The sequence below is a fragment of the Pandoraea anhela genome, assembly GCF_902459655.1.
GTDB lineage: Bacteria > Pseudomonadota > Gammaproteobacteria > Burkholderiales > Burkholderiaceae > Pandoraea > Pandoraea anhela.
Window position 1 is genome coordinate 1 of record NZ_CABPSB010000042.1, and the last position, 5,709, is coordinate 5,709.

General features: G+C 52.1%; 2 tRNA genes and 3 rRNA genes. All 5 read left to right on the forward strand.

Features of this window, described 5'->3' with window-relative positions:
• Window positions 1-444 precede the first annotated feature (444 nt).
• The 5 genes from PAN31108_RS26020 to rrf all read left to right on the forward strand — a co-directional run bounded on the left by PAN31108_RS26020 (window position 445) and on the right by rrf (window position 5,660).
• A 16S ribosomal RNA gene (locus PAN31108_RS26020) occupies window positions 445-1,977 on the forward strand.
• Between the two features lie 64 nt (window positions 1,978-2,041).
• A tRNA-Ile gene (locus tag PAN31108_RS26025) sits at window positions 2,042-2,118 on the forward strand.
• 48 nt (window positions 2,119-2,166) lie between these two features.
• Window positions 2,167-2,242: transfer RNA gene (locus PAN31108_RS26030), tRNA-Ala, on the forward strand.
• Window positions 2,243-2,542: 300 nt separating this feature from the next.
• Window positions 2,543-5,420, forward strand: a 23S ribosomal RNA gene (locus PAN31108_RS26035).
• Window positions 5,421-5,547: 127 nt separating this feature from the next.
• Window positions 5,548-5,660: ribosomal RNA gene (gene rrf, locus PAN31108_RS26040) — 5S ribosomal RNA — on the forward strand.
• The 16S, 23S and 5S rRNA genes sit together here with 2 tRNA genes alongside, the layout of an rRNA operon.
• Window positions 5,661-5,709 lie beyond the last annotated feature (49 nt).

The following is a 5,709-nucleotide window of genomic DNA, read 5'->3' on the forward strand; positions in this document are numbered from 1 at the left end:
TAATATCTCGTCTCTCGCAACGACAGCGACGCAGCGAAAGCAGCGACGAAGTTGAAGCGACGGGCTGCAAAGCCCGGTGGCCAGGGGTTTTCGAGCAAGTGAGTCGCTACGGCGACGAACGAAAGAAGCGAAAAAAACTGTTGACGACGACGAGAAGCTGCGACATAATCTCACTTCTCTGCTGCTGATGCAGCAACGCAGAAAACAAAGCAACGGCGCGGTAAGTCAGCGACGAAGCCAAGTCAGATGCGATTGATCTTTAAAAATTGAACAACCGATAAGTGTGGGCACTCGATGAATAGTGCGTCTGCTTCGGCAGATTAGCTTTAAATTTATTGAGGCTCACATAGTAATAGGTAAGTTAAGTAATTAACTTGTCAGCATACTTTGAGAGCGACCGGTTCTAGCGATTTATCGCGAAAAACCGAAAACAGTAACAGGTTTAAACTGAAGAGTTTGATCCTGGCTCAGATTGAACGCTGGCGGCATGCCTTACACATGCAAGTCGAACGGCAGCACGGGTGCTTGCACCTGGTGGCGAGTGGCGAACGGGTGAGTAACATATCGGAACGTACCTTGTAGTGGGGGATAGCTCGGCGAAAGCCGGATTAATACCGCATACGCTCTGAGGAGGAAAGCGGGGGACCTTCGGGCCTCGCGCTACAAGAGCGGCCGATATCAGATTAGCTAGTTGGTGAGGTAAAAGCTCACCAAGGCGACGATCTGTAGCTGGTCTGAGAGGACGACCAGCCACACTGGGACTGAGACACGGCCCAGACTCCTACGGGAGGCAGCAGTGGGGAATTTTGGACAATGGGCGAAAGCCTGATCCAGCAATGCCGCGTGTGTGAAGAAGGCCTTCGGGTTGTAAAGCACTTTTGTCCGGAAAGAAATCCTCTGGGTTAATACCTCGGGGGGATGACGGTACCGGAAGAATAAGCACCGGCTAACTACGTGCCAGCAGCCGCGGTAATACGTAGGGTGCAAGCGTTAATCGGAATTACTGGGCGTAAAGCGTGCGCAGGCGGTTTTGTAAGACGGATGTGAAATCCCCGGGCTTAACCTGGGAACTGCATTCGTGACTGCAAGGCTAGAGTATGGCAGAGGGGGGTAGAATTCCACGTGTAGCAGTGAAATGCGTAGAGATGTGGAGGAATACCGATGGCGAAGGCAGCCCCCTGGGCCAATACTGACGCTCATGCACGAAAGCGTGGGGAGCAAACAGGATTAGATACCCTGGTAGTCCACGCCCTAAACGATGTCAACTAGTTGTTGGGGATTCATTTCCTTAGTAACGTAGCTAACGCGTGAAGTTGACCGCCTGGGGAGTACGGTCGCAAGATTAAAACTCAAAGGAATTGACGGGGACCCGCACAAGCGGTGGATGATGTGGATTAATTCGATGCAACGCGAAAAACCTTACCTACCCTTGACATGTACGGAATCCTGCTGAGAGGTGGGAGTGCTCGAAAGAGAGCCGTAACACAGGTGCTGCATGGCTGTCGTCAGCTCGTGTCGTGAGATGTTGGGTTAAGTCCCGCAACGAGCGCAACCCTTGTCCTTAGTTGCTACGCAAGAGCACTCTAAGGAGACTGCCGGTGACAAACCGGAGGAAGGTGGGGATGACGTCAAGTCCTCATGGCCCTTATGGGTAGGGCTTCACACGTCATACAATGGTCGGTACAGAGGGCTGCCAAACCGCGAGGTGGAGCTAACCCCAGAAAACCGATCGTAGTCCGGATCGCAGTCTGCAACTCGACTGCGTGAAGCTGGAATCGCTAGTAATCGCGGATCAGCATGTCGCGGTGAATACGTTCCCGGGTCTTGTACACACCGCCCGTCACACCATGGGAGTGGGTTTTGCCAGAAGTAGGTAGCCTAACCGCAAGGAGGGCGCTTACCACGGCAGGATTCATGACTGGGGTGAAGTCGTAACAAGGTAGCCGTAGGGGAACCTGCGGCTGGATCACCTCCTTTCTAGAGCATGCACTGGAAGTTGAGTGTTCACGCTTATCGGTTGTTGACTGCGTAGATCTAAGTCGGGTCTGTAGCTCAGGTGGTTAGAGCACCGTCTTGATAAGGCGGGGGTCGAAGGTTCAAGTCCTTCCAGACCCACCAAGCTTTTCACCACCGCCTGATTAAGTCGAGTGGTAACACGGCTTGATTGGGGGATTAGCTCAGCTGGGAGAGCACCTGCTTTGCAAGCAGGGGGTCGTCGGTTCGATCCCGTCATCCTCCACCAATTCCCTTAGGTCTCACATCGATGTCAGTCAAAAGCGCTTTACGTCTGTAGTAAATCCCCGTGATGAATTACAAGCTAAGTGAATGCTTTTGAATGACAGCAATGTCATGCAGTATTTGTTCTTTAACAATTTGGAAGAAGAAGTAGTACAACGGAAGCGCGTTAGAGATGGCGCGTGGAAATTGTACGGGTTGTGATTGTATCAACCAGTATTTAAAGTGATCGAAAGATGACTTGGAATACGGCACAACGCGAATACTCAACCTATGAAGAATGTGTCGAGAGACGCACTCGTTATAGGGTCAAGCGAATAAGTGCATGTGGTGGATGCCTTGGCGATTACAGGCGATGAAGGACGCGATAGCCTGCGAAAAGTTGTGGGGAGCTGGCAAATAAGCATTGATCCACAAATGTCCGAATGGGGAAACCCGGCCTTTTAGGTCATCCTAGACTGAATACATAGGTCTAGCGAAGCGAACGCGGCGAACTGAAACATCTAAGTAGCTGCAGGAAAAGAAATCAACCGAGATTCCCAAAGTAGTGGCGAGCGAAATGGGACCAGCCTTCAAGATTTAGCACCGGTGTTATCAGAACGGAATGGAAAGTCCGGCCATAGTGGGTGATAGCCCCGTATGAGAAAACCCTGGTGTGGAACTAAGCTTGAGAAAAGTAGGGCGGGACACGTGAAATCCTGTCTGAAGATGGGGGGACCATCCTCCAAGGCTAAATACTCGTAATCGACCGATAGTGAACCAGTACCGTGAGGGAAAGGCGAAAAGAACCCCGGGAGGGGAGTGAAATAGATCCTGAAACCGCATGCATACAAACAGTCGGAGCCTCGTAAGGGGTGACGGCGTACCTTTTGTATAATGGGTCAGCGACTTACATTCAGTGGCGAGCTTAACCGAATAGGGAAGGCGTAGCGAAAGCGAGTCCGAATAGGGCGTTCAGTCGCTGGGTGTAGACCCGAAACCAAGTGATCTATCCATGGCCAGGTTGAAGGTGCGGTAACACGTACTGGAGGACCGAACCCACTAACGTTGAAAAGTTAGGGGATGAGCTGTGGATAGGGGTGAAAGGCTAAACAAACTTGGAAATAGCTGGTTCTCTCCGAAAACTATTTAGGTAGTGCCTCGTGTATCACCTTCGGGGGTAGAGCACTGTCATGGTTGAGGGGTCCATTGCGGATTACCTCGCCATAGCAAACTCCGAATACCGAAGAGTGCAATCACGGGAGACAGACATCGGGTGCTAACGTCCGGTGTCAAGAGGGAAACAACCCAGACCGCCAGCTAAGGTCCCTAAATATTGCTAAGTGGGAAACGAAGTGGGAAGGCTAAAACAGTCAGGAGGTTGGCTTAGAAGCAGCCACCCTTTAAAGAAAGCGTAATAGCTCACTGATCGAGTCGTCCTGCGCGGAAGATGTAACGGGGCTAAGCAATATACCGAAGCTGCGGATGCGAGCTTGCTCGCATGGTAGGAGAGCGTTCTGTAAGCCTGTGAAGGTGTCTTGTAAAGGATGCTGGAGGTATCAGAAGTGCGAATGCTGACATGAGTAGCGATAAAGGGGGTGAAAGGCCCCCTCGCCGTAAGCCCAAGGTTTCCTACGCAACGTTCATCGGCGTAGGGTGAGTCGGCCCCTAAGGCGAGGCAGAGATGCGTAGCTGATGGGAAGCAGGTTAATATTCCTGCACCGTCGTATGATGCGATGGGGGGACGGATCGCGGAAGGTTGTCCGGGTGTTGGAAGTCCCGGTCCCTGCAGTGGAGAAGGCGCTTAGGCAAATCCGGGCGCGTAATTCAAGGCTGTGGGGCGAGCGAACTTGTTCGCGAAGCAATTGGAAGTGGTTCCAAGAAAAGCCTCTAAGCTTCAGTCATACGAGACCGTACCGCAAACCGACACAGGTGGGCGAGATGAGTATTCTAAGGCGCTTGAGAGAACTCGGGAGAAGGAACTCGGCAAATTGGTACCGTAACTTCGGGATAAGGTACGCCCTTGTAGCTTGACTGGCCTGCGCCAGGAGGGTGAAGGGGTTGCAATAAACTGGTGGCTGCGACTGTTTAATAAAAACACAGCACTCTGCAAACACGAAAGTGGACGTATAGGGTGTGACGCCTGCCCGGTGCCGGAAGATTAAATGATGGGGTGCAAGCTCTTGATTGAAGTCCCGGTAAACGGCGGCCGTAACTATAACGGTCCTAAGGTAGCGAAATTCCTTGTCGGGTAAGTTCCGACCTGCACGAATGGCGTAACGATGGCCACACTGTCTCCTCCCGAGACTCAGCGAAGTTGAAGTGTTTGTGATGATGCAATCTACCCGCGGCTAGACGGAAAGACCCCATGAACCTTTACTGTAGCTTTGCATTGGACTTTGAACCGGTCTGTGTAGGATAGGTGGGAGGCTTTGAAGCAGGAACGCTAGTTTCTGTGGAGCCGTCCTTGAAATACCACCCTGGCTTGTTTGAGGTTCTAACCTAGGTCCGTAATCCGGATCGGGGACAGTGCATGGTAGGCAGTTTGACTGGGGCGGTCTCCTCCCAAAGTGTAACGGAGGAGTACGAAGGTACGCTAGGTACGGTCGGAAATCGTGCTGATAGTGCAATGGCAAAAGCGTGCTTAACTGCGAGACTGACAAGTCGAGCAGGTGCGAAAGCAGGTCATAGTGATCCGGTGGTTCTGTATGGAAGGGCCATCGCTCAACGGATAAAAGGTACTCTGGGGATAACAGGCTGATACCGCCCAAGAGTTCATATCGACGGCGGTGTTTGGCACCTCGATGTCGGCTCATCTCATCCTGGGGCTGTAGCCGGTCCCAAGGGTATGGCTGTTCGCCATTTAAAGAGGTACGTGAGCTGGGTTTAAAACGTCGTGAGACAGTTTGGTCCCTATCTGCCGTGGGCGTTGGAAGTTTGAAGGGGGCTGCTCCTAGTACGAGAGGACCGGAGTGGACGAACCTCTGGTGTACCGGTTGTCACGCCAGTGGCATCGCCGGGTAGCTATGTTCGGAAGAGATAACCGCTGAAAGCATCTAAGCGGGAAACTCGCCTTAAGATGAGACTTCCCTGGGAACTCGATTCCCCTTAAGGGTCGTTCAAGACCAGGACGTTGATAGGTCAGGTGTGGAAGCGCAGTAATGCGTTAAGCTAACTGATACTAATTGCCCGTGAGGCTTGATCCTATAACCAGTGTGTTTTTCCTGGTGTGAGTATCGCTGTGCCGATACAACTCACAACCCACAGTTGTTGTACTACGCTTCTTCCGAATTGGTTTTGCTGAGCCACGCTCAGCAGAACATACAAGTTATGCCTGATGACCATAGCGAGTTGGAACCACCCCTTCCCATCCCGAACAGGACCGTGAAACGACTCCACGCCGATGATAGTGCGGATACCCGTGTGAAAGTAGGTAATCGTCAGGCTCCCCTTAAAAACCCCTTGTAGCCTTAGCTGCAAGGGGTTTTTGCTTTG